The organism is Nocardioides sp. NPDC127514, from assembly GCF_040302125.1.
Lineage (GTDB): Bacteria > Actinomycetota > Actinomycetes > Propionibacteriales > Nocardioidaceae > Nocardioides.
In genome coordinates this window covers 71,792-94,101 of the sequence record NZ_JBEORF010000033.1, presented here as the reverse complement: position 1 = coordinate 94,101, position 22,310 = coordinate 71,792, and the positions used below count along the sequence as shown (strand labels likewise).

Sequence of the window (22,310 nt, the reverse complement as noted above, 5' to 3'; positions counted from 1 at the left end):
TGTACGGCAGCCCGAACCGCTCCACCCAGCCCTCGCGCGCCCACACCTCGTCGGTGCCGGCGAGCGGCGCGATCTGGGCGTCCTCCATCCGGGTGCCCGACCCGGACCCACGACGCGTGGTCGTCGCGACTCAGTCGCGGCGCTGGTCGTACAACCCGCGTGCGATGAGCAGAGCAGCCCACGTTTCAGCAGGACGTTCGTCGAGACTGCGCCCGAGGAGCTCCTCGGCGCGCTTGAGCCGATAGATGACCGTGTTCTTGGCGATGAACAGGCGCTCTGCGGCTGTACGAGGGCTGTGTCGGCACTCGAAATAGGCGAGCACTGTCTCACGAAGGTCTGCCAGCTTGCTCGAGTTCTCTGCGAGGCTCCCGAGCTCGTGGTGGGCGAAGGCCGCGGCCTGGTCAGCATTCTCTAGCAGCAGCCCGACCAGGCTGACCTGGTCGTAGCTCACGACGTTCGACGTGATGCCGCTGTTGATCTGCTCTGCGATCCGCGCCGTCCTCTTGGCTTCGTCGGTGGCCGTGCGGAACCCTTCCGCGCCTCGGCCCCCGACCCCGACAGCGACGCTGGCCCCCTTGACGGAACGACCGGCGATCAGCTCGTCGGCGGAAACGCCCCTGTCGAAGCCTCCCCAAGCGCTGACTTCGTCTCCGGAGCCGACCGTGCCGTCGCAGTCGGTCGTAACGAGGACAGCTTGAGCACCGAACGCGTGCAACAGGTCCTTGGCAACGGCCCTCAGGTCCGTCGCCGGGTCGTCGTCCAGTGCTCGGAGGACGAGCCCCACGTGATGCTTGGCCAAGGAGTATCCGAGCTTGGCAGAGAGCTTGTCCTCGTCCGCGTCCTCGCCTGCCAGGACGGCGCGCAACGCATCGTCACGCGCGAACTGGGGCCCGGACATCCACTTCTCGTTCTCGACGCGATAGAGCTCACCGAGCTCGGAGGCATACGTGATGACCTGCTCGAACAGGATCTGCGACACGGCCTCGAGCTCGTCGGCGCGGTCATCGTGCCCGACGAGCGAATGGCAGGCAGTCATGAACTCGTCGGCCAGCCACTTGTGGCCGAACCTCATCCCGGCCCATATCTGGTCCATCGAAACTCGACGACGGACGTAGTACTGGATCATCGAGACCGTCTCGGCGCTCAGGGGCGCATGGAACAGCCGGCCCGCATCGAGGCTGCGCACCATGTAAAGCGCCACCTGCTCGGTTCCGTACCGCAGGTTTGTCACCGCTGCCCGGCCTCCGTCGAAGACAGGGAACTCGCGGATGCAGTTCTCCGCGATTCGGGCCCCTAGCTCGACTGCCCAGGCGACCGGTTCCGGGCCCACCTGATCGATCGCAGCCGCGATCGTCTCGGGCGTGCAAGCCGGCTCTGTCGCCACGCTGGCGCTGGGCTTGATCCGGCGGATCCAGTGGTGTCCGTCATCGTCGGCCAGTTCTGGTACGGCCTTGAGAGTGTTCCGCATCGTCGCGGTCCTCCATGGTTGCTGGCGTGATGAGGGCCCGCGCGAGCGCCAAGACGAGCCTCCGGCGTGCGTGAAGCCAGGCGTCCTCCCCGTCGTACGGATGGGCTGCGCTCACAGAGACGGGCGACCTCTGCTGTTCCGGTCAACGATGTGTGACGACCATCACCAAGTGCTAGTCCCGGCGAACTGGATCAGGTTATCGCTTTTGGGCCCGGGGCCCAATGAACCTCGCGCGCGTCGAACCGCGGTGACGGAGTCCAACTTCGCCGCGTGAATCTGGCCCGGCGGCGCAGGACTCGTCGGCACAGGCTGGCTTTGACTAGGGCTTCCGTCACCTGTGACGGAGCACACACCAAGCGAGCAAGACCTGGGAGAGGACAACAGCGGTGACCGAAGCGAAAGTACGAGACGCGGCTGAGAAACATGCCGCCGCGGTGGTGGCCGGCGACGTCGAGTCGTTGCTGGCAGATCTGGATCCCAGCCTGCACGACCAGGTAGCCGGGATGTCCGCGCTGATGCCCGAGGGCCTGTCCGCGGCCGAGCTGCTGTCGGTTTCGGCCGATGCCGCCGGCACGACGACGGAGACGAAGTACGTCGGACGCGACGCGAGCCTCACCGTGCGAGCCACCTGGGAACGGCGCGGCGACCGCTACATCGTGATCGCGGCGCAGCCGGTCCAGGAGGGCGAATGACGCTCACCAGCCAGAACTCGACGCTGACCCAGGCTCCGGCTCGTCAGATGGACCGGCTGTACCACGACATGCAGTCGAGCATCGAGACCCTCGCCATCCGTGACCGCGCCCGGACATTCGCGAACGCGCACGTCGCACCCGTGGCCGCCCGGATCGCGGCCGGCGACGAGGTGGACGACGGTTTCCCGTCGGACGTCTTCACCGCCATGGCCGAGGAGCGTCTCTTCGAGATCCCGTTTCCTGCCGATGTCGGCGGCGCGGGGCTGACTCGCCCGGCGTCCGCGACGGCAACAGTGGTCGAGGAGCTCGCGTATCACTCCAACAGCGTGGCCGCGATCTTCGACGTGCACTGCATCTTGTCCGGCAACGCGCTCAACCAGGGATCCACCGAGCAACGTCGGCTCTGGCTCGAGCCGCTCGTCCGCGGGCAGATCATCGGCGCATTTGCGACCAGTGAACCCGCCGCCTCCAGCGATCTGTCACCGCACGCGGTGCAGACGGTGGCGACACGCACCGGCACGGGCTGGCGGCTGGTCGGACGGAAGCGATGGATCACCAACTCGCCGGTCGCAGACGTGATCGTCGTCCTCGCCCGCACCGAGGAACAACTGTCCTTGTTCTTCGTTCCCGCCAACGCTCCGGGCGTGACGGTCGGCCGGCCCGACCGCAAGCTCGGCAACCGCGGTCAGCTGACGGCCGACGTCGTTCTGGACGGGGTCGAGCTGGGACCCGAAGCCATGCTCGGCGCCGAGGGCGACGGTTTGAAGATAGCGCTCGCCACACTCACGTACGGACGCATCGGCATCGCCGCCGCAGGTGTCGGAATGGCGCAGGCAGCCTTCGACCACATGACCTCCAGGTTGTCGACCCGGGAAGCGTTCGGCCGCCCCCTCGGCTCGATGCAGCACTGGCAGTTCCGCATGGCCGAGCACGCCCTCGCCCTCGAGACGGCGCGGAGCCTCTACATCAAGGCTGCGATCCGACTCGACGAAGGCAACCCCTTCCCGGAACCAGAGGCTGCCATGGCCAAGGTGGCCGGCACCGAGCTGTCCGTCACGATCGCCCGCGATGCGGTGCAGGTCTTCGGCGGCCTCGGGTTCACCCGCGAGCTGGGCGCCGACGGCACGCCGGGCCCAGTCGAAGCGATCTATCGCGACAGCAAGATCGGCGAGATCTACGAAGGCGCGAACGAGATCCAGAAATGGATCATCGCGCGGCATCTGTTCGGACGGACCATCTCCGGATAACCACCCTCAGCTACTCCCAGGAGCAGGACATGACGACCATCGAGCACGACGTACAGGCCTCGTTCAAAGAGGTCATGGCGGGTGTCGCCACCCCCGTATCCATCGTCACGACGATCAGCGACAAGCCCTACGGTGCGACCGTCAGCGCATTCGCCTCGCTGTCCATGAGCCCGCCCATGGTGCTGGTGTCGCTCGACCGTGGCTCTGACACGTTGCAGCAGATCCGGGAGACGCAGCGGTTCGGGCTCAACATCCTGGGTTCGGACCAGTCCGAGACGGCCCTCTCCTTCGCCAAGAAGGGGGGCCTGGAGAAGTTCACCGGTACGGGGTGGAGCGTCGACCACGAGGTGCCCAGGATCCACGGGGCGCCGGGCTGGATCGCCTGCTCCGTGGCCGATCTCGTCGATGGGGGCGATCACGTCATCGTCCTCGGCCACGTCGTTGCCGCCGAGCTCAATCACGCCAGGCCGCTCATCTACCACGGCCGCGTCTTCGGCACCTACATCCTGAACGACTGCTTCGGCTGGTGACCGCGCGACATCGGCCGAACCCCACCCCTTCCACGTCAACAACGAGTTCTCACCAACACTCTGGAGGATCTGCATGACCACCACCGAACCCACGCTGGGGGCAGACCGCGCCACCGAACTGATGGCCGAGCTCTTCGCGGGCAAACCCGAAGACCCCACCCCGCTGTACAACGAGCTTCGCGAGCTCGGAGACGGTGTCCACTACTTCGGTCCGGCGAACGGCTACTTCGTCTTCCGGTTCGACGACGACCAGGTCGTCGCCCGGGACGCTGCGTTCAGCACGGACTTCTTCGACCAGGCACCGATGGCCATCCACGATCCTTCGGATCCCGAGCACGTGCGGTTCGTCAACATCTCGCGTCGGCTCATGGCGTTCAGCGACGCGCCCCGCCACACGGCGCTCCGCGGCCTGGTTCGCAAGGCATTCACCCCCAACGCCGTCGACCGGTGGCGTCCAACCGTGGAGCAGGCGGTGGACCGACTTCTGGACCAGTTCTCGCCGGGCGACGAGGTGGACTTCGTCTCTCAGCTCAGCATCGACGTGCCGATCGACGCGATCTGCGCGGTCCTCGGGGTCAAGGAAGTCGACCGTCCGATGATCCGCGCCGGATCCAACGGGCTCGCCTCGACGTTCGACCCGACCATCGTCGACGAAGCGAGGGACAAGGCCATCCGGGACTGCCTGGAGCTGATCGACAGTCTCGACGCGGTGCTCGAGGAGCGACGCACCTCACCCGAGGACGACCTGATCTCCCTCGTCCTCGAGACGCATGCGGAGGACAACAACGGCCTCGAGGCCGCCGACATCCTGGCCCAGATCCTTTTCCTGGTCGCCGCGGGGAACGAGACCACGGTCAACATGCTCTCGGGCGGCATCTTCCACCTGCTCAAGTACCCCGAGCAGAGGAAGCGACTGCAGAGCGATCCCAGCCTCGTCCTCTCCTTCATCAACGAGTCGCTTCGCCTCGATACGCCGATCGACATCGGTGCACCCCGCGTCACCACCCAGCCCACGAAGTTCGGTGAGACCGAGGTGCCGGCCGGATCCCTCGTGTTCCAGGTCCACGCAGCGGCCAACCGCGACCCCCGTCGTTTCGACAGCGCCGAAGAGCTCATCATCGATCGGCATCCCAACCCACAGATGTCCTTCAACCACGGGGTGCACAGCTGCGTCGGTGCACCGCTGGCCCGGCTCGAGGGCGAGGTCTTCTTGACTCGATTCCTCGAACGGTTCCCCGACTTCGCAGCCGGCGCCGAACCGGCCGCCCTTCGCGCCGGCCACGTCCAGGTACGTGGCCTGGCGTCACTGCCGATCCGCCTCTGACCCGGATCTGCACTCGCCCCAACAGTCCCGGCGGTGCGGCTGAGAACAGTCCCGGCCGCACCGCCGCACCACAGTGAAGAGGAAGAACAGCCATGGCCTACGTGATCACGCAGAAATGCTCCGGGTTCAAAGCCGGCTCCTGTGTGGAGGTTTGCCCCGTCGACTGCATCTCGCCCACGCCTGGAAGCCCAGAGTTCGACTCCGTCGACCAACTGTTCATCAACCCCGACGACTGCATCGACTGTGGGGCATGCGTACTCACCTGCCCGCACGATGCCGTCTTCGCGGATGAGGACGTGCCCGAAGAGATGCACGGGGACATCGCCGCAAATGCCGCCTACTTCGCCCCTAGCGCATAGCCGACAACCTGGAGGAGCCCAGATGTACGTCGCAATTGTGGGCGCCGGCCCCGCAGGATTCTTCTCCGCGGCCGCGCTGCTGAAGGTCGACGACCCCACGGTGCACATCGACATGTTCGAGCGCCTGCCGACACCCTGGGGCCTCGTCCGATCCGGAGTGGCCCCGGACCACCCGAAGATCAAGTCCGTGAGCGCGATCTTCACCAAGACGGCCGCCCACGAACGGTTCCGGTTCTTCGGCAACGTCGAGATCGGGCGAGATGTCACGAGACGGGACCTCCTCACCCACTACGACGCGGTCATCTACGCGGTCGGAGCCCAGAAGGATCGCCCCCTTGGCGTCCCAGGCGAGACTCTTCCCGGCAGCGTTGGCGCATCCGAGATCGTCGGCTGGTACAACGCTCATCCCGACCGCAGCCATCTGACGCCAGACCTTTCCGTCCGCGCAGCCACGGTGATCGGAAACGGCAACGTCGCTCTGGACGTCGCCCGGATCCTCACGATGCAACCATCGGCGCTCGGCAACACTGATATCGCGGACCACGCCCTTCGCGCGCTTGCCGACAGCAAGATCGAAGACGTCACCGTGGTTGGCCGACGCGGGCCCTTGCAGGCTGCGTTCACGACACCCGAGCTGCGCGAGCTCGGCGAGCTCGACGGCGTCCACGTCAACGTCGATCCCGCCGATCTGGCGGACATCACCGACGACGACCTGTCCGCAGCGAGCCAGGTCACCCGCATGAACATCGATGTCTTGCGTGATCTGGCCACGCGTCCAAGGCTCCCGGGCCAGCATCGCCAGATCACGCTGACATTCCGGCGCTCTCCAGCAGAGCTGCGAGGTGCGGACCGGGTTGAGGAGATCGTCCTCGCCAGGAACGAGCTGCGTGACGAGGGCGGTCGCACCATCGCCATCGACTCCGGTGAACGTGAACGCCTCCCGACCGGCCTCGTCGTCCGGGCCATCGGCTACCACGGCAACCGCCTCGAGTCCGTCCCGTTCGACGAGGGCCGGGGTGTGATCCCCAACATCGACGGCAGGGTCGACGGCGAGATGGGGGAGTACGTCGTCGGGTGGGTCAAGCGCGGTCCGTCCGGGATCATCGGGACGAACAAGAAGTGTGCCCAGGACACCGTGGACACCATCCTCAGCGATCTCGCCGCCGGCACCCTGAAGCCGTCAGAGCGACCTGCAGCACCGCCCGACCTGGTCGAACGATCCGGCGCCAAACCTGTACTCGCAGAGCACTGGCTCGCGATCGACCGGCACGAGCTCGCAGCGGCCGTCACCTCAGGACGGCCACGCATCAAGCTCAGCACCTGGCGGGAACTGCTCGCTGTCGGTCACGAGACCGTCCAGCCGCACTGACGGCCGGCCGGGCGGTCGCCGAAGGTCCCAACTCTGGAAATACTCCACCAACGATGCGCATTGCTGCGACGAGCAGCGATGCGCATCACGACGATAGAAGGAATCCCAATGACCACAGTGAGCATCCTCGGCCGCGGCACGATGGGCTCGGCCATCGCCAGTGTTGTCGAGAAAGGCGGAAACTCCGTCCAGCTTCTCGGCAGCAAGGACGGCGCGTCCCCTGTCACCGGCGAAGTCGTCGTACTAGCACTTCCTTACCCAGCAATGCGTGAAGCGCTGGAGCAGCGCAGAGGACAGCTGGACGGCAAAGTCGTGGTGGACATCACCAATCCCGTCGACTTCGAGACCTTCAGCACCCTGACTGTTCCCGCGGACTTGTCCGCCACGGCAGTACTTGCTGCGGCTCTGCCTCAGTCCCGAGTCGTGAAGGCGTTCAACACCATCTTCGCTGCCACGCTGACCACCGAGAGCGAGGATACGACCGTCCTGATCGCCGGCGACGACACGGACGCGAAGTCCCAGGTCGCTGACCTGGTTACCGCTGCCGGCCTCCGCGCCCTCGACGTGGGCGCTCTCGAGCGTGCCCGCGAGCTCGAGGCGGTCGGCCTGCTGCAGATCACTCTCGCTGTCGCAGGCAAGATTCCGTGGTCCGGAGGCTTCACGATCCGTACCTGACGTTGCGAACGTCGACGTAGCGCGTCGGTCATGAACGTCAGAGTGGTGGTCTCGCCGAGGTCGGTCGGCGAGACCACCACAGTCTTGCGTCGAACCTAGGACGCCAGGGCCGACTTGAGGGCCTTGGCAGCCGCGCCGGGGTCCTCGGCGGAGTAGATCGCCCCGCCGGCGACAGCTACCTCGGCACCGGCGTCACGAACGGCCGCGATGGTGTCGAGCTTGACGCCACCGGCGATCGAGAAGGGCACGCCTGCGATCTTGCCGTCGTCCAGCAGCGTGTGGATCGAGTATCCCGGCTGGGCCTGCTCGTCGAGCCCGGCGTGGATCTCCACGAAGGCGACGCCGAGCTTCGAGACCTCGCGAGCGCGCTCGACCCGGTTGGCTACGCCGATCAGGTCGGCCACGACCTTCTTGCCGTGTTTGGTGCCGGCCTCGACGGCTCCCTTGATCGTGGCGTCGCCGGCGCTGCCCAACACGGTGACGACGTCGGCACCGGCAGTGAATGCGATGTCGGCCTCGAGGTAGCCGGCATCGGCGGTCTTGAGGTCCGCGAACACCTCCTTGTCGGGGTGGGCGGCCTTCACGGCGCTGATCACGCTGAGGCCGGCGCTCTTGATGAGCGGAGTGCCGAGCTCGATGATGTCGACGTGCTCGGCCACCTTGTTGGTGAGCGTCAGAGCGTCGGCGGTGGTGAGCAGGTCGACTGCAACTTGCAGCTTGGTCATATTGTTCTCCTGGTCTTCTCGTGGGGTGCTCGGGTGAGGCAGTCAGCCGAGGTTGGCGTGCCGTTCCCAGAGCTCTTGGGGGGTCTGGCCGTCGCTGCTCCGCAGCGCCTCGAAGAGCGCGTCGAAGGCCAGCAGTACGGCCTGCTCGAACAGGCTTCCGGCGTATTGCCGGCTCACGGAGCCGCTGTGGTCCTGTTTGTCCGCGCCCGCCAGTAGGAGGACATCGTCGGCCTCTCGGGCGAGCAGGGACTCGGCCGCTGTGGTCACCGCGATGACCGAAGCGCCCACCTTGCGAGCGGTCTCGGCCGCGTTGACCACGGCTGAGGTCGTCCCCGACCCCGAGACGGCGACGAGTACGTCTCCGGCACCGATCGCAGGAGCGGTGGCCTCGCCGGCGACGTGCACCCTGAGCCCGAGGTGCATCAAACGCATGGCGGCCATCCGGATCGCCAAGCCGCTGCGGCCGCTGCCGATCGCGAAGACGGATCGAGCGCCCCGGAGTCGTGCGCCAGCGTTCTCCCAGTCGCCCGGGACAACACCGTCGAGCAGGCGCGACGTCTCCTCGACGACGAGCCGGAGATGGTCGCCGAACGGGGTCGGCACAGCTGGAGCGACGGTCATGGTCGGCCTCCTCGGTTGCTGGTGGGGTAGGTCGTAAGCCAGGCTTCCCTCTGTCCGGCACGCTGGCACCTGGCCACTCGACGGGTTGCGGCTGGCCGAAGCGCCAGTGCGCCCGGCGTCCGTCGCTCCTAGACTGGAGTCCGTGGCATCCGCGGAAGCAGTGAGCAAGGGGCTCGAGCAGGCTCCATGGGCCGGTCTGCGGATGGTCATCGATGGTCCCTTGGGCGACATCGCCAGCAGGCTGTCCCGGTTCCTCATGCCTGCCTGGCCGCACGAGGCACTGGTGATCTTCACGCGCGAGTGCACCGGCCGGCCGCGGAAAGTGGCAGGGCGAGCAGACATCGTCGAGCGGGTGACCATCGCCGAGCTCGAGACGCTGCGTGACTCCATCGCCCTCGGGCACGTACGCGACGCAGTCGTCACCCTCGCCGGGTCCGAGCGCAGGATCTGGGCCCTACGCGACGTTGGCGACACCCTCCTCGTCCTGGTGCCGCGCAACGTGGGGCTCATGGCAGCCGACCCAGATGCCGCTGCGGGTCTGTTCGGAATCGTCGCGACCTCGATCCGCCATCAGGTCGAGCAAGCCAGCCCCGACTACCTGGCGGAGTCTCGGGCGGCCTCGAGCGAACGCGCCCGCACGATCGCCGAGCTCAGCGAGGTGCATGAGGCGACGCTGACATCGATGCTGGGCACGCTGCGGTCGGGAGACCTCGACGACCGGCGCGCCCGGATCACTGCGTGCGAGACTGCATCCGCGGCCCTGATCGCACTGCGGAGCGCCGGAGCTGCGGACCGGGAGTTCTCCGAGGAAGCAGTGACAACCGCGTTCGCGCGTCTGCAGGGCGAGCTACGACCCTTGCTGCGCGACTCCGGGGTGGAGATCGACTATGCCGAGCCCCCGCCCGATGGCCGGCCGCTGCCCGGAGAGGTCGCGAACGCGGCGCGGGCGATGGTGCGCACCATCGTCCTGGCCTTCCTCGCCGAGCAAGGAATCGCGCGTGTACGCGTCGCCTGGGACTGCGACGGGGAGAACGTCCTCATCGAGGTGCGCGACCAGGGGGCAGGTGCCGTGGACCGCAACGCCCTGACATCGCAGCTGTCGGGGCGACTGCATGCCCTGCGCGGCGAGATCGACATCGAGTCCGTCGGTGGGTGGGGCAACCGGATCTCACTCACCCTGCCGCTCGATCCGCCCGCAGCAAGACCTGATGAGAACCTCCTGTCCACGCTCAACCCACGCGAGCTCGAAGTGCTCGGCCATCTCGCCGAGGGCAAGCGGAACAAGGCGATCGGCGAGGCGCTCGGGATCAGCGAAAGCACCGTGAAGTTTCATGTCGCCGGAGTGCTGCGCAAGCTGGAGCTCGCCAACCGGGCCGAGGCCGGTGCCCTGGCCATCCGGGCTGGCATCACCCTGCGCGAGAATCACTGACCTCGGGTCAACCTCACACCGGGCGCCAAGCACGTCCGGTCCGAGCCATGATCCGCTCCGCGGAGGCCGGGCCGGCACCGCCAGGGCTATACGGTTCGGGCCGGCCGTTGCGCGCCCAGTGCTCGAGCAAAGGATCCATGATCCGCCAGGACCACTCGATCTCGTCGCGTCGCGGGAACAGAGTGGCGTCACCGGCGAGGATGTCGTGGAGCAGACGTTCGTACGCCTCCGGCGCTGCGCCGAAGACCGAGTCGAACTGCATGCCGAGAGCCACGGGCTCGATGACCAGGCCCCCGCCGGGCCGCTTGGCGCCCATGAGCAGCTCGATGCCGTCATCGGGCTGTACCCGGAAGACCAGCATGTTCTGGCCAGCACCTGGACCGAACGCGTCGGGGCGCTGCAGCGGGGAGCTGAACGAGACTGCGATCTCTGAGTGACGCCTGGCCATCCGTTTGCCTGTACGGATGAAGAACGGGACTCCGGCCCAGCGACGGGTGGCGACCCCGAGCGTCATCGCGGCGAAGGTCTCGGTGGTCGATCGGGCGGGGAACCCGGGCTCATCGACCAGCCCGGGCAGGGCTTCGCCATTGAGTGTCCCGGCAACGTACTGGCCGCGTGCTGTCGACTCCTCGAACGGTCCGGTAAGTGTGGTGCTCGAGAGGACCTTGGCCTTCTCGGCGGCGATGGCGTCGGCATCGAATGTTGTCGGCTCCTCCATGGCGACCAGCGCCATCAACTGGAGCATGTGATTCTGAGCAACGTCGCGTGCCGCACCCACCCCGTCGTAATAGCCGGCACGCCCGCCCAGTCCGACCGCCTCGGCCATGGTGATCTGCACGTGGTCGACGTGGCGGTTGTTCCACAGCGGCTCGAACATCGGGTTGGCGAAGCGCACGGCGAGGATGTTCTGCACAGTCTCCTTGCCCAGGTAGTGGTCGATCCGGTAGATCGAGGCCGGCTCGAAGGTGCGGTCCAGCACCACCTCTAGCTCTCGAGCAGTCGTGAGGTCATGCCCGAAAGGCTTCTCGATCACCACCCGGCGCCAACCGTGCGGGGAGCGGCTCAGACCGACCGCGGCCAGCTGGTCGCACACCGTGGCGAAGGCGGACGGCGGCACCGAGAGGTAGAAGACATAGTTGGGCGGCGAGTGCCGGTGCCGGTCCACGCGACGAAGCTTGTCGGCGAGTCGCTCGAACGACTCCCGGTCGTCGAAGGATCCCTGAACGACATGTAGACGCTCGCGCAGCCGCTGCCACGTAGACGAGTCGAACGGCGTGCGCGAGTGCTCGGCGACCGATTCGCGCAGGAGATCGTCGACCTGTTCCGGGTTGCGGGCGAATCCCACGACGTCGAATGCGTGAGGCAGTTGGCCGGCGAAGGCGAGGTCGTATATCGCGGGGATCAGCTTCTTGCGCGCCAGGTCACCGGTGATGCCGAAGATCACCAGCGACACCGCATCGAGCGGAGGCGCGCCGGTCCCGAGGTCCTCGCGGTCCGTATTCGAGGTCACCCGCCGTGGATCCAGTGCCCGGGCCTCCACCTCAGAGATAGTCATCTGTCAGCGCTCCGTCTCTGTAACCATCGCGACGCATTCGAGCAATGCCTCGCCTCGAGGAGTATTCGATGCGCCTGGCGCTAGGCGCACTCCGTCGAGCGGCCAGTCGCTGCCCGTCGTATGGCCAGGTAAGCACTCGGCTTGCAACGAGAACGAGAAAGAGAGTCTCGTCGTCTCGACGGTGATCGATGGGGCGACGACGGATCCGAAATTCGGTGTTTGGCCCGGGGGTACACGACATCTGAGATGGTCGGCACGCAGGCTTCCAGTGTTGTGGAGTGAGTCGCTCGTGATCTACGGCTTTCAGGTTGCGGAGTGATGGTGCTATCCGGCTGCGCGCCTGGAACGACCGGGTGGTTCAGTGGGACCGTCGCCGTCGTCGCGCTTGTGTATGTGTTCTGTGATGTACTCGTCGGCGAGTCCCGGGTGGCCTGTGGCTGAGAGAACTCTGGAGAAGTCGAGGCGGGGGACGTCGTCATACGGTGCTGCTTTGGAGGCGATCTCGGCGGCTTCGCGAGCGATGTCAAGTCGGTCCTCGGTCAGGGCTCGGTTCACGACCAGGTGAGCGGTGTCGACGATCATCGAGACCGCGATGTGGTCGTGGCGTTGGCCGTCGAGCAGCCAGGACCAGCCTTTGTCGCGCAGTTGCGAGAAGGGTTCGCCGGTCACCAGGCGGAGGGCTTGGTGGAGGTCCGTGATGCCGTCTGCGCCGCGGGCTTGGCCGCGGGTGCGGAGGCGGCGGAAGAGGTCGAGGTCGACGAGGATGTCTTCGACTTGGTAGGCGGGGTAGCCGAGGCGTTGGGAGGCGGGCGTTCTGCGTGCGTCTTGGAGATGGTCTTTGCCCGTGCGTGGGTTCTTGCCCAGCCAATTCCGCAGCTTGCCCAGGTCGATGGTGAGGCGGCTGCGGCTGATGCCGATGGCGTTGAGGAATTCGTCGGTACGTACGCCATCGGGGTGGAGGGTGAGATAGGCGAGGAGTTCAGCGAAGTATGGACGTCGGGCAGGCGGCACGGCGCCGCACGCGCGCAGGTGGACGGGGCCCAGGAGGGTGAGCTTCGGGAGGCGCTGGCGGGGCGAGAGCCATTCCGCGACGTCGACGTCGAGTGTTGGGTCCAGGTTTGTGACTGTGTCGCGATTCGCATCATCGACGACTGGGGCCAGTTGATTCACGTCGTCTGCAGTGGTGGCGCATTTGGCGATGTACGTGTCGGTCTGGTCGGGCAGCAACGACCTCCGGCCTGCCGGTTCCTGGTCGGAGGATGGGCGCTCATGTACGTACTCCGGGCGTAGTGCGCCGGCCGCGTCGATGAGGGCTTCCATGCCGTCGGTCGCCGCCTCGTTCTGTGGCATAGGTCGGGTCTTCAGTTCGCGGGTCGCCTCGACGATGGCGGCACAGGTGGAGGCTTCTTCGGGGGTGAGGCCAGCCGCGGTAAGGCGTATGTCATGGAGCGCCGGATGCGCGATGGTGAGGTGGCCATCAGCGGTGATGGTAAGGGTGACGGCGTCGAGGCCGGGGAGAGCGTCGAGAACGACGATTGCGACCCCGGAGCGGCCGTGGTCGGCGGTGATGGTTGTGGTGATCGAGCGCAGGGGTTCGGATTCTTGAGCGGCGATGACGGCGTGGTAGCGGTCGGGGTCGAAGCCGGGGAGTCGTCCTGCGGGGTCGAGGTCGGCGGCGAGCGGTCGCAGAGAGTCGGGGTGGTCGTGATGGTGAAGTCGGAGGGGGTCGAGGCGCGTTAGTTCTGGTGCGAGGCTCTGGGTGTCTACCTGGACGAGCATCGACCAGGGTGTGACGGCGAGTTCGGCGGCGAGGTGGCGGCCCAGCGCCTCGGTGCGTTCGCGGTCGCCGGTGAGATTGATGATTTGGAGCTCTTCGAGGTTCAGCAGCCACAAGTGCCCGTCGTCGGATTGGCCGATGCTGGCAAGCAGCGGGTAGGGGGCGTCGTCTCCGTTGTTAGTGGTCTGGGGTTCAACGCCGGTGGCCCAGACGGTCGGGCCGCCGGTCCAGGGGTGGGGGAGCGTGGCGGGTTCGGTGAGGTGCAGGGTGATGCGGTTGTCGCCGAGTTCTGTCGCGAGCAGGCGGGGATGCTCCCGATGGGGGAGCATGCGGAGGAGGCCGTCGAGGCGTTCGATGAGCGTCGCGGTGCCGATGCCCTCGACGTGGATGGTCTTCTCGGCAGGGCGAAGCTCCTGCGGTGGGACTGTGAGCTCGCGACCTGGCAGCCGGTGGCGCCGCTGGGCTCGGTGGTGTTGGCGAAGTAGGAGCATCAGCCCTCCGGCCAGGACTGCTCCTGCTCCAGCCAAACCAGGGAGCAGCCATGACGGGGTGGTCTCAGTTCCGTCGGCCTCGTGAGGGCGTTCTGGTGCCAAGCTCGTGGCTGTTGCTGGCGTCGGCGCGGCCGGCTTTGCCTCGGGCGTACGGATCGGCGGCGGGTGGCGATCCGACGGGATCAGGGGAGGAGCTTGTGGGTCCTCGCCACCAGGCTCTGGGCCCGGGATGGTGAGGGTCCACCCAGGCTGGATTATGTCCGCGTCGGTCAGGTGGGCGCCGTCGGGTTGGCTGGTGTTGCGGGACGCCTCGAAGATCTCGGGGTAGCGGTTGGGATCGCTGAGTTCTGTCGCGGCGACTTCGGCGATGGTGTCGCCTGGTTGGACGACGTACGTCTCGTCGTTCGGGGCTTGTGGTTGAGGGGCTGGTAGGCGGAGGACGAGTCCGACCGGGAGGAAGTCGGGATGACCGCCAAGGGCGCCCGGGTTGAGGTCAATGATCTCCGTGAATCGAGTTCCTGCTCCGAGGTGTGTGTCTGCGATTCGCCAGAGACTGTCGCCACGTTTGACGGTGTAGGGGACTGTCGACGATGGCTCGGCCTTCTGCGGCGCAGCTTGAACTGGCGTGACCTGGACGTGTGAGGTGGCGGGCTGTGCGGGCGTCTCTGGGAGCGGCGGTGATGCCGTGGCACGTGCCGGTGTCAGGGCGGGGGCGGCCGCGGGGACGGCGACGAAGAGGAGAGTTGCGGCGCCGACGAGGCGGGTCGCCGAGGCTTGGGGGAGCCCGGGCAGGTGTGGTGTCCGGATGCCGCGGAGTCGGGCGGTCACCTCGAGCAGGATGGTGACCGCCAGCCAGGCCCATGCGGTCCATGCAACGGCGGTGATGGCTTGGAGGGCGAGGGTGCCGTCGTCTTGACGAAGGAGGTCGCGCCAGGTGAGTCCTTCGAGTGTGGGGATGGCGCCTAGAAGCAGCAGGACCGAGGGTGCACCGACGAGGAGGGCGAGGATGGCCAGGCTGGCCAGCAGGCCTCGAACACGGGTCGCGATGTCGATGCGGGTCATCGTTCTTCCCCGTTGAGGCTGCGGACGAGCTCGGCTTCGGCGTCGCCGTGGACGCGGACGGAGGTGATGCCGATGATGGAGAGGAACCGGGTGCGGTAGGTGTCTGTGGCGCGTACGTTGATCTGGTTGCCGCGGACCCGGACGGTTCCTTCTGCGCCGGCCTGGGTGAGGAAGGAGTGGGCGGCTCGGCCTGCTGCGGCGGTGTCGATGTGGGCGTATCGGCCCTCGATTGCGGGTGCGGCGAGGACTTCTTCGGCGCCGGTTCGTGCGGCTTGGGCGGCGAGGTCGTGTGTGCGCTGTTGGGCGTGGGCCTGGCCGCCGAGGTCGATGGCGAGGCCGACCAGGATGCTCATCGCGAAGGCCGCGGTGACCATCCAGATGGTGGCGGAGCCGCGCTCGTCTCGGATCCGGGAGGGCTGTGTCATGGTGTGCCTCGTTCCCGCCAGGTGTCGATCGGGCTGCTCATCGTGGCTCGGATCAGACGGCTGCCGGGCACGCCTGGGACGGAGAGGTCGGCGAGGTCGACGCGGCACGTCAATGTCACGGTGACGTCGGCGGGCTGCCCGGTCGGGGCTCGGAATCCGCTCGTGTCGACACTGACCTGCGTGCTGCGGCAACGAAGCTTCTGGTTGTTGAGACTGGTCGTCGCCTCCTCTCGTGCCGCGGAGCCGGCCTCGCTGGCCTCGCGAGAGATGGAAGCGGTCCGCGCCGCGTCCGCGGCGGCGGACTGGAGCGCCTGATGGGCGATGGCGAGTCGTCCGCCAGCGATGATCAGCCCCATGAAGAGGATGAAGGCGGGTAGTCCGATCGCGGCCTCGATGGCAGCGGACCCGCGCTCGTCTCGTGGCTGCGCGGTCATCGAGTCTCACCCGGAGCCGTGAGGCGCTCGACCTCGGCGCTGGCCCGTTGTGTGATGACTGGTCTCCAGCCCGGGATCACCGAGAGCGCGTGCCCGCGGACGGTCACGGTCGCTGTTGTCGCCGTTCGACGGGCGGAGGCCTTCGAGGATTCCAGTGAATCGCCGGTGTCGGCCAAGTAGGCGTATGCAGCAGCAACCCCATCCCCGGAGCCGGCGTGGGTCGCGGCAGCGGCCCGGGCGCCTTCCTGTGCGGCGGCGATGGCGATGGTGCGGGCGTGGTAGTAGAGAGCGGCCTGCATCCCGAGGAAGAGAACGGCGAACAGCGCCGGCAGCAGCACGACCATCTCGATCGATACCGCGCCGCGCTCATCTCGCCTACGCGTACCCCGGGTCATGGCGGTCTACCTGATCTTGCCTGACTCACTGGTCACGAACGCCCGGATCGCCGCGACCACGATCGCCACGATCGCAATCACCGCGACGGCCCACAGAACGTTCTCGATCGTCACAGAACCGCGCTCGTCCTTGCGGGACGGTGGGCGGAGTAGGCGATCGCTGATCGTGAACCAGGCGAGAGTGAGGATGGTGTAGAGGCGGAGCGTGTTGAAGCGGAGCATGGGGTGGTTCCTTTCAGCCGGGGATCATCCGAAGGAGAGACGGGGTGAGGAGGATGGCCATGAAGATCACTCCGAGCAGGGAGCCGGGGATGGACATGCGTTCGCCGATGGCGTTGGCCTCGGTGAGCTCGTCGTTGAGCATCGCGGTGCGCATCGCCGCGGAGCGGGCGCGGAGGGTGGCGTAGGTGGCGGTTCCTTCCTCGCCGGAGAGGCGCATGATGTCGGCGAAGTCGTCGAGGTCGGGCAGGCCGAGCTCGGTTGCCAAGGTGTGCAGGGCATCCCACGGCGGGAGCCCGGACCAGCGGGACCGATTCAGTTCTTCGGCCAGGCGGGTGAAGACCCAGGAGTCGCCGATGCTCGCCGCGGTCTCCATGGCTTGGCGCACTCCGGATCCGTTGGTCCGCTCGAGGGCGACCAGGTCGATGTAGGCGCCGAGGGCTCGGTTGAACTCGATCCGGGCTTTCTTGGCGTCGTCGATCGCGTTGTAGTTCGGGAGGAAGAACATGGCCACGGCCAGGGTGATGCAGGCGATGACCGGGATCGGGAACGGCAACCCCAGGCCGAGCAGGGAGAGGAACGTCGCCAGCCCGATGGGGATCACGAATCCGAGTGCGGCGTAGATGAGCTTGTCGCCGTAGAACCGGGCCAGCGGGATCCGCAGCAGCGCCAGTTCGCGCGTCGGAGTCCTGACCCATAGCCCGACCGGCAGCGTACGCATCGCCCAGGCCCCGAGGCGCTCCTTGCCGCTGACGGTGCTCGCCTCCGCCTCGGGCCGGTGAGGTGAGGTGCTCGAGAGACGTTCGACTGCGTCGTTGAGATCGGGTTGGGCGGGGGTGAACCAGATGACCAGCAGCGCGAGACCGAGCCCGATCGAGCCGCCAGCGAGCATCATCACCATCAGGGTCGGAGGAGTCATGCCTGCCCTCCGGGGACCGGCCGAAGATTGGCGCCGTCCGGTGCTGGCACGTCTTCGACCGCTGGGCCGAGGATGCGCGGAAGCTTGCGGCCCTCGGCCATTCGCCGCATCCACACCAAGGTGGCGACGTACGCGGTGAGCAGCACTGCGAGGATGGCCTGTCCGAGAGGGCTGCCATAGGGGGCGATGTAGGAGCCGGTCAGCCCGAGCACGACCAGGACACTGGCGCTGATGATGGTGACCCAGCGGGCTGTTGCTCGTGGCTTGGCGCGGTCGGCCTCGACCTGGCGGCGAGCCCGTACGTCGGCAGCGACCGACTCCGCGAGCCCATCGAGCACGTTGGCGAGGCCGGCGCCGCGGCGACGGGCGGCGAGGATGAGATTGCCGGCGACCAGGTCGCCGGTGGCGTCGTCGAGGTCGTTGGCGAAGGCACGGAGGGCGTCCTCGGTGGCCCACCTCGCGCGGAGACGAGCAACCAGTAACCCGACCTCCCTGGAGATCGGCTCGGGTGTCGACCGCAAGGTCGTGATCAGGGCTTGTTCGAGGCCGATGCCGACGGTCAGGACGCCGGAGAGGGATCGAGTCCACTCCTCGAGTGCTTCAAGGTGCTCGATGCGCTCCTTCGCCTCAGGAGCGGACAGAAGGTAGGGCAGCCCGACGATGGCCGCGGGAGCGATCACAAGGGCAAGGGGCCATCCGGTCACGAGCCACCCGATGGCACCAACAGCGATCCCTGTGGCGATGAGGACCCGCGTACGCCGGGAGATCTTGGGGAGCTGGAGGCGGTGCCTTCGGGTATCCTCCGCGACCTCGACGCCGCGAAGCTCCCTGATCAGGCCGGCGAGGCCACCGGCGATCAGTCCGCCGCTGAGCGCGGCGATCAGAATCTGCGTGGTCATCGCTGTTCTCCCGGCGGCTGTGTGGCGATGTAGGCGCCTAGGTCGAACCCGCGCTTGGCGAGCGCGCGGTAGTCGTCGGGCAGCACGGCCGGGACTGCGGTGCCGGTGCGGTCGGGCGCGAAGACGTGGGTGGTGGCGTACCCGGTCTCCCGCTCACCTGGTGCGAGGGCGATGATCTCTGCGACCCGTCGGGTTCGCTGCGAGGTGCCGGGGGTGGTCTGCGTCTCCAGGGAGAGCTGGACGATCAGGTCGACCGTCGCGGCGAGCTTCGAGGTCGCGAGCTCCTGGGTCACATGAGCGCCTGCCTCCATCGCACAGGTCACGAGCTTCCGTACCGCGGCGACGGCGTCGGAGGCGTGGGTGGTGGAGATGGAGCCGGTGCCGGACTCCATCGCCTTGATCATCGCCCAGATCTCCTTGCCCCGGACCTCGCCGACGATCTGGCGCGAGAGGTTGAACCGGAACGAATCGACCAACGCCTCATCCAGCGTGAACTCGCCAGCCTGCCGCCCGTCGAGACCGCGTTCGCCGGAGCCGGGACGAGCCTCCCAGGCGTGCACGATCGGATGCCGTTCGGGAAGCAGATGGAGGTGGAGCTCGTACTCCGTCTCGAAGGTCCCGATCGCCTCGGACGGATCGATCTCCCCACAGAGTGCCCGGACCAGGGTGGTCTTGCCGGCGCCCTGGGCGCCGGCGACGACGATCGACTTGCGGGCCCGGACTGCGGCGCGGAGGAAGGAGGCAGCGACGGGGGTGAGCATGTTTCGATTCACGAGATCGTCCAGGGTCACCTCCATGAGTCGGTGGCGTCGGATGACGACCGAGGGGCGGGGCATCACCCAGGCCGCGGCGGCGAGACGGGAGCCGTCGTCGAGGCGCATGTGAAGCTTGGGTTGGGCCTCGGAGAAGCCGCGGGCGTTGACCTCGCTGCGCGAGGCGAGGAAGACCAGGAAGTCGATAAGCTCCTGGTCGGACTCCGCCACTGACGGTCCTGGGATCTGGGTGCCGTCGATGAGGTCGAGGGTGACGTTGTCGTGGCCACAGATGATGATGTTCTCGACCCGGTCATCATCGACCAGGGGTTGCAGCCGGCCGAGCCTGAACAGGGAGTCGAACACCGCCCGCGCGACCGCGTCTTGGTGCTCCTGGTTCCAGGACGGGTCGCCTGCGTCGACGGCGTCGGCCATCGCGGCCTCGATCAGGTCCAACACAATCGATCGACCGAGCTCCTCCTGCGCCCGGCGGTCCAGGGCGTGCGACTCGGCCGCGACCGCCTGAGAGAGTTGCTCGGAGGCTAGGGAGCGCAGCGATGCGACGAGCGCCCAGTCCATCTCTCTCGACGGCACGGCAGCGCGGCGGTCGGGCACTGAGGGAGCGGTCGGTGAGCGATATCCATTCGCCTGTGACGATCCGTCGCCAACTGCCCCGAGCGTGGGTGTGAACAGGGGGAGGGTGGTGACGTCAGGACGGTATGGCTCCCAGTGGTTGGTCATCGTGCCGCGTCCGACGTGACTGCGGCGCGTGAACGGCCGACCTCGGCTTGCAGTTCCTCGGTGGCTGCCCGCAGAGACCGGGCGTACGCCCCCGTGGTGAAGTGCCGCGGCTGCGGCGCGCCGCGGTGAAAGACCGCAGCGCCGACCGGGTCGTCGGCGATCTCGGCGACCACCGGGAGCCCAAGCAGCCGAGCGATCTCGCGAGATGTGTAGGGCATGCCCTCACCGACAAGCAGGAGTCCAGGCCAGCGCCATCCGACCCCGGATTGGGTCACGCTCTCCGCCCACGACCGCGCGGCTACCAACGCGGGGAGGTCGGTGCATACGACAAGAAGGGTCAGATCAGCTGCGCACATCAGCGGCTCGGGAGAACCGATCAGCCCGAGTCGGCCCGCATCGACGATCACGTCTTGGCCGGTCGCCTCGAGGTCGGCGAGGACCTCGGCAAGGCTTGCCCAGTGGTCGCGAAGGGCCGCAGCTTGGACGTGGGTGCGGGTCCCCGCGACGTACGAGATCGTGGTGCCCGGGATCGGCACAGCGATCCGCGGTAGCGTCTCGGCGGGCCCGAGAGGCGACATCATCAGGTCGACGAGATCTGGCCCGGGCTGCGTGTGCCCGCGCAGGTACCCGGCCAGGATCGATGACCCGCCAGTCGGGTCGGCCTCGACGACGAGCACGGGCCTGGGCCATTCCATCGCGAGTCCGAGCGCTGTGGTGGAGACGCCCGGCGACCCGGACGCGGAAGCGAGTGCGATGACCGCCATCAGCGCTCCAACGGATCTACGACGAGGGCGATGTTTCCGGTGCTGGCCCGATCGGCGAGCTCGGCGGCGTCGGCGTAGGGAACCAGCACGTTGACCACGGTGTTGCCCGAGACCTCATCGGTACTCGAGTCGATCACCTCGGCACTCGTAGTCAGCGGCGTACCCGACGAAATCTCGCCGCCTTCGCCGGTCGTCGCGACGAGCCGGACCTTGTCTCCGCTCCGTGGCGTGATGGCCGGGACCTGCGCCGGAGTCAAGGAGATCCCGACGATCGACTGACCAGCCGGGGGCATGTTGTCGTCCGTTGCCATCTCCGGGGTCAGCAGCCCACCGGCTGCGATGTCGAGAGCCGCTCGCTTGCCGACGAGCTCGTCGAGGTCGTCGCCAGGAAAGACCTTGAGCGTGTTGTCACCCGAGATTTGTGTGGTGGTGAGATCGTCGGCCGTGATGACGGAGCCGCGAGGAATCGTGGTTCTGGCGGCTACTACCGCCTCGCTCGTCGTCGTGGCCGTCCAGCCCCATGCGGCGATCGCGGCGCCCACGAAGATCGCTGCGATCGTGGCGACGAGGTGGACCGGCCGGCGCCGGATCTTGGGCGGTGGAACCAGGCGCGGCACAGGCGCTTTCCCGGTGAACCGGTTCTCCTCGCTTGCTGCCTTGGTCATGCCCTACCCGCCCCCTAGTGCCCGGCTACCGCACGAGCACCTGCGCTTCCCCGACAGTGATCTCGACCGAACGGCTCAACCCGTCCAGCCGGATCGTCCCGGTCTGTCCAGCTCCCTGCCAGGTGATCACCCACGCCGAGGTCGCCGTCACGGTGTACGTCCCGCCCGACTCCCTCGCAGAGGACAACCTGTAGACGTGGCCGCAGTCCGGCGACGCCTTCTTCCCGAAAGACGCCTCATATGGCGTCCCCGCGGTGCGGCACTCAACCATGGTGCCGTCTCCCATGTCCCAGGTGATCACACGCACCCGCGCCGTCGCGGTCACCGTGATCCCACCTGCCGATGCCGACGCCGTCGCAGGACCGAAGGTACGACTGTCCGGCGACCTCACCCACAGCCACACCGGCATCCCCACGAGACCGACGCTGTCCGGTCCGGGCTCGGGCGTGATGCCGATATCGATCGCCTTGAGGTTCAGCTTCTCGACAGCCATCTGCGCGACCTCGCGCGGACTCGGTCCGGCTGCTGCGCCGGGTGGTGGCGTGGCGGCCCAGATCTGGACAAGCAGGTTGGTCTGCGGCTGGAAGCAGTCGTAGACCGACCCGTCACCAGGCTCGTGTCCCTTCCACACCGGATCACCTGAAGGCGGGGGCGGCTGCGATGGCTGGATGTAGCAGTTGTACGCGTTCGACCATGATCCGTATGGCGAACTGCACCGTACTGTCGCCGCGCTTCCCGGCACGCCTTGTTTGGAGGGGTCGAAGTAGCACGAG

At 67.3% G+C, this 22,310-nt stretch carries 23 protein-coding genes; 8 read left to right on the top strand and 15 right to left on the bottom strand.

Annotated elements, in window-relative coordinates; translation table 11 throughout:
* Positions 1–130: 130 nt before the first annotated feature.
* Positions 131–1,468, bottom strand: coding sequence for a PucR family transcriptional regulator (locus ABTX24_RS24085; RefSeq protein ID WP_350843237.1), 1,338 nt, complete (start codon positions 1,466–1,468; stop codon positions 131–133).
* A 386-nt stretch (positions 1,469–1,854) separates the two neighbouring features.
* Between ABTX24_RS24085 and ABTX24_RS24080 the strand changes: the two genes are divergently transcribed.
* From ABTX24_RS24080 to ABTX24_RS24050, 7 genes are all read left to right on the top strand, one after another.
* Positions 1,855–2,160 carry a hypothetical protein gene (locus ABTX24_RS24080; protein WP_350843235.1) on the top strand — a complete coding sequence of 102 codons (306 nt, stop codon included), beginning with the start codon at positions 1,855–1,857 and terminating at the stop codon, positions 2,158–2,160.
* The gene (locus ABTX24_RS24075) at positions 2,157–3,407 is read left to right on the top strand and encodes an acyl-CoA dehydrogenase family protein (protein ID WP_350843233.1); all 1,251 of its coding nucleotides are present in this window, start codon (positions 2,157–2,159) and stop codon (positions 3,405–3,407) included. Before ABTX24_RS24080 ends, ABTX24_RS24075 begins: the two co-directional genes overlap by 4 nt.
* A gap of 29 nt (positions 3,408–3,436) precedes the next feature.
* On the top strand, positions 3,437–3,937 hold the full coding sequence (locus ABTX24_RS24070; RefSeq protein WP_350843231.1) for a flavin reductase family protein: 501 nt from the start codon (positions 3,437–3,439) through the stop codon (positions 3,935–3,937).
* Positions 3,938–4,010: 73 nt separating this feature from the next.
* On the top strand, positions 4,011–5,261 hold the full coding sequence (locus ABTX24_RS24065; protein WP_350843229.1) for a cytochrome P450: 1,251 nt from the start codon (positions 4,011–4,013) through the stop codon (positions 5,259–5,261).
* A gap of 92 nt (positions 5,262–5,353) precedes the next feature.
* A complete protein-coding gene (locus ABTX24_RS24060) occupies positions 5,354–5,620 on the top strand; it encodes a 4Fe-4S dicluster domain-containing protein (RefSeq protein ID WP_350843227.1) in 267 nt (88 codons plus the stop codon).
* 22 nt (positions 5,621–5,642) lie between these two features.
* Positions 5,643–6,989, top strand: coding sequence for an FAD-dependent oxidoreductase (locus tag ABTX24_RS24055; RefSeq protein WP_350843225.1), 1,347 nt, complete (start codon positions 5,643–5,645; stop codon positions 6,987–6,989).
* A gap of 78 nt (positions 6,990–7,067) precedes the next feature.
* On the top strand, positions 7,068–7,664 hold the full coding sequence (locus tag ABTX24_RS24050) for an NADPH-dependent F420 reductase (RefSeq protein WP_350843223.1): 597 nt from the start codon (positions 7,068–7,070) through the stop codon (positions 7,662–7,664).
* A 95-nt stretch (positions 7,665–7,759) separates the two neighbouring features.
* On the opposite strand, the gene hxlA is transcribed toward ABTX24_RS24050, so the two are convergent.
* A complete protein-coding gene (hxlA, locus tag ABTX24_RS24045; protein WP_350843221.1) occupies positions 7,760–8,389 on the bottom strand; it encodes a 3-hexulose-6-phosphate synthase in 630 nt (209 codons plus the stop codon).
* Between the two features lie 42 nt (positions 8,390–8,431).
* Entirely contained in the window at positions 8,432–9,010 is a 579-nt protein-coding gene (hxlB, locus tag ABTX24_RS24040; RefSeq protein ID WP_350843219.1) for a 6-phospho-3-hexuloisomerase, read from the bottom strand.
* A gap of 142 nt (positions 9,011–9,152) precedes the next feature.
* On the opposite strand from hxlB, the gene ABTX24_RS24035 reads away from it, so the two are divergent.
* Positions 9,153–10,439 carry a helix-turn-helix transcriptional regulator gene (locus ABTX24_RS24035; protein WP_350843217.1) on the top strand — a complete coding sequence of 429 codons (1,287 nt, stop codon included), beginning with the start codon at positions 9,153–9,155 and terminating at the stop codon, positions 10,437–10,439.
* Between the two features lie 13 nt (positions 10,440–10,452).
* Here ABTX24_RS24035 and zwf read toward each other — a convergent pair whose 3' ends face one another.
* The 12 genes from zwf to ABTX24_RS23975 all read right to left on the bottom strand — a co-directional run bounded on the left by zwf (position 10,453) and on the right by ABTX24_RS23975 (position 22,168).
* Complete coding sequence (gene zwf / locus ABTX24_RS24030) at positions 10,453–11,880, bottom strand: glucose-6-phosphate dehydrogenase (RefSeq protein WP_502890778.1); 1,428 nt, start codon at positions 11,878–11,880, stop codon at positions 10,453–10,455.
* A gap of 438 nt (positions 11,881–12,318) precedes the next feature.
* Positions 12,319–15,324, bottom strand: coding sequence for a LysM peptidoglycan-binding domain-containing protein (locus ABTX24_RS24025; protein WP_350843213.1), 3,006 nt, complete (start codon positions 15,322–15,324; stop codon positions 12,319–12,321).
* Positions 15,321–15,749, bottom strand: coding sequence for a TadE/TadG family type IV pilus assembly protein (locus ABTX24_RS24020; protein WP_350843211.1), 429 nt, complete (start codon positions 15,747–15,749; stop codon positions 15,321–15,323). The genes ABTX24_RS24025 and ABTX24_RS24020 overlap by 4 nt, the downstream gene beginning before the upstream one ends.
* Entirely contained in the window at positions 15,746–16,183 is a 438-nt protein-coding gene (locus ABTX24_RS24015; RefSeq protein ID WP_350843209.1) for a TadE/TadG family type IV pilus assembly protein, read from the bottom strand. Before ABTX24_RS24015 ends, ABTX24_RS24020 begins: the two co-directional genes overlap by 4 nt.
* The gene (locus ABTX24_RS24010) at positions 16,180–16,578 is read right to left on the bottom strand and encodes a TadE/TadG family type IV pilus assembly protein (RefSeq protein WP_350843207.1); all 399 of its coding nucleotides are present in this window, start codon (positions 16,576–16,578) and stop codon (positions 16,180–16,182) included. Before ABTX24_RS24010 ends, ABTX24_RS24015 begins: the two co-directional genes overlap by 4 nt.
* Positions 16,579–16,584: 6 nt before the next feature.
* The gene (locus ABTX24_RS24005; RefSeq protein WP_350843206.1) at positions 16,585–16,800 is read right to left on the bottom strand and encodes a hypothetical protein; all 216 of its coding nucleotides are present in this window, start codon (positions 16,798–16,800) and stop codon (positions 16,585–16,587) included.
* 13 nt (positions 16,801–16,813) lie between these two features.
* Positions 16,814–17,716: a type II secretion system F family protein gene (locus tag ABTX24_RS24000; RefSeq protein ID WP_350843204.1), complete on the bottom strand. Its 903-nt coding sequence runs from the start codon at positions 17,714–17,716 to the stop codon at positions 16,814–16,816.
* The gene (locus tag ABTX24_RS23995) at positions 17,713–18,615 is read right to left on the bottom strand and encodes a type II secretion system F family protein (protein ID WP_350843202.1); all 903 of its coding nucleotides are present in this window, start codon (positions 18,613–18,615) and stop codon (positions 17,713–17,715) included. The genes ABTX24_RS24000 and ABTX24_RS23995 overlap by 4 nt, the downstream gene beginning before the upstream one ends.
* Entirely contained in the window at positions 18,612–19,946 is a 1,335-nt protein-coding gene (locus ABTX24_RS23990) for a TadA family conjugal transfer-associated ATPase (protein ID WP_350843200.1), read from the bottom strand. Before ABTX24_RS23990 ends, ABTX24_RS23995 begins: the two co-directional genes overlap by 4 nt.
* 158 nt (positions 19,947–20,104) lie before the next feature.
* Complete coding sequence (locus tag ABTX24_RS23985; RefSeq protein WP_350843198.1) at positions 20,105–20,872, bottom strand: CpaE/TadZ family protein; 768 nt, start codon at positions 20,870–20,872, stop codon at positions 20,105–20,107.
* The gene (locus tag ABTX24_RS23980; RefSeq protein ID WP_350843196.1) at positions 20,872–21,537 is read right to left on the bottom strand and encodes an SAF domain-containing protein; all 666 of its coding nucleotides are present in this window, start codon (positions 21,535–21,537) and stop codon (positions 20,872–20,874) included. The genes ABTX24_RS23985 and ABTX24_RS23980 overlap by 1 nt, the downstream gene beginning before the upstream one ends.
* A 25-nt stretch (positions 21,538–21,562) precedes the next feature.
* Complete coding sequence (locus tag ABTX24_RS23975; protein WP_350843194.1) at positions 21,563–22,168, bottom strand: hypothetical protein; 606 nt, start codon at positions 22,166–22,168, stop codon at positions 21,563–21,565.
* Between the last annotated feature and the right edge of the window lie 142 nt (positions 22,169–22,310).